This is a genomic window from Pseudonocardia tropica, assembly GCF_040105315.1.
GTDB lineage: Bacteria > Actinomycetota > Actinomycetes > Mycobacteriales > Pseudonocardiaceae > Pseudonocardia > Pseudonocardia alni.
The window spans coordinates 1-1,072 of the sequence record NZ_JBEDNP010000100.1 but is presented as its reverse complement, the minus strand read 5'-3'; the positions used below and the strand labels follow the sequence as shown (position 1 = coordinate 1,072).

2 protein-coding genes are annotated in these 1,072 nt (G+C 70.7%); both read right to left on the bottom strand.

Going from position 1 to position 1,072, the window contains the following annotated elements; translation table 11 throughout:
- Positions 1 to 545: MBL fold metallo-hydrolase (locus WHI96_RS27765; RefSeq protein ID WP_349302528.1), on the bottom strand; the 545-nt coding region annotated here is incomplete at its 3' end.
- A gap of 46 nt (positions 546 to 591) precedes the next feature.
- Positions 592 to 900 (bottom strand): rhodanese-like domain-containing protein, encoded by a 309-nt coding sequence (locus WHI96_RS27760; RefSeq protein WP_253067048.1) that lies wholly within the window; start codon positions 898 to 900, stop codon positions 592 to 594.
- Positions 901 to 1,072: the final 172 nt, after the last annotated feature.

Below are 1,072 nucleotides of genomic sequence, written 5' to 3'. Positions count from 1 at the left end.
AACCCGTGGGTCGGCCACACCTGCGCCCCGTCGGGCAACACGTCGGCCATCGACGCGGCCGAAGCATGCTGGGCCCGAGCCAGCGCCTCCGCGTGCTCGTCACCCAGCAGGTCGGTACGCCCGGTGGTGCCGTAGAGCAGCGACCCGCCGGTGAACACCCCCTGCGGCCCGTCCGGGCCCTCCAGCACGTAGGACAGGTGATGGAAGGTGTGCCCCGGGGTGGCCAGCACCCGCAGCCGCAGCCGCGGCGAGGCCTCCAGCACGTCACCGTCGACCACGCCGGTGCGGGCGAACGCCAGATCGTCGCGCGCCGACATCACATAGGCCGCGCCGGTGAGGCGGGCGAGCTCCAGCCCGCCGGAGACGTAGTCGTTGTGCACGTGGGTCTCCACGACGTGCGAGATCCGCACCCCGAGCCGCCCGGCCAGGGCCAGGACCCGGTCCACGTCTCGCTGCGGGTCGACCACCACCGCCACCTCCCCGTCGGTGGCCAGGTAGCTGCGGTCACCCAGCGAGGACGTTTCGATCACGTTGACGTCGATCACGACAGATCTCCTTCGTTTCGTCGGTTCGATCGGACTGGCGGGGCGCTCATCGGGCCCCGGTGTCCACCGGGCGCCCGGAGCTGATCCAGCCGGCGGTCCCGCCGGCCACCGACACCGGCTGCGCGCCGGCAGCGGCCAGCGCCTGCGCCGCCTGGGCGCTGCGACCCCCGGACTGACAGATCACGTACAACTCCTGCCCGGCATAGCGGCCCGGATCGGTGATCACCCGCTCCAGCGGCATGTTCACCGCCCCAGGTACGTGGCCCGACACGAACTCCTCATGGGAGCGCACATCCACCACGGCCATGTCCTCACGACGTCCCGCCGCGAACTGCTCCACGTCCATCTCGCGCATCGACACGATGCAACACCTCCTGGTCACGGATACCCGGTGGGGTATCCAGGAAGCACACTTCTGCCTTGGCTGCTACCCACGGCTACGCCACGGGAGGTCGGGGCTCGCGGATCAGGCCAGCGACAGGAACAGCTTCTCCAGCTCGTCCTCGGTCATCGGCGGCTGCTCACCC

What these genes read in the sequence shown, in the direction of transcription:
- WHI96_RS27760 (WP_253067048.1), bottom strand. Translation starts at nt 900, where the DNA reads ATGCGCGAGATGGACGTGGAGCAGTTCGCGGCGGGACGTCGTGAGGAC.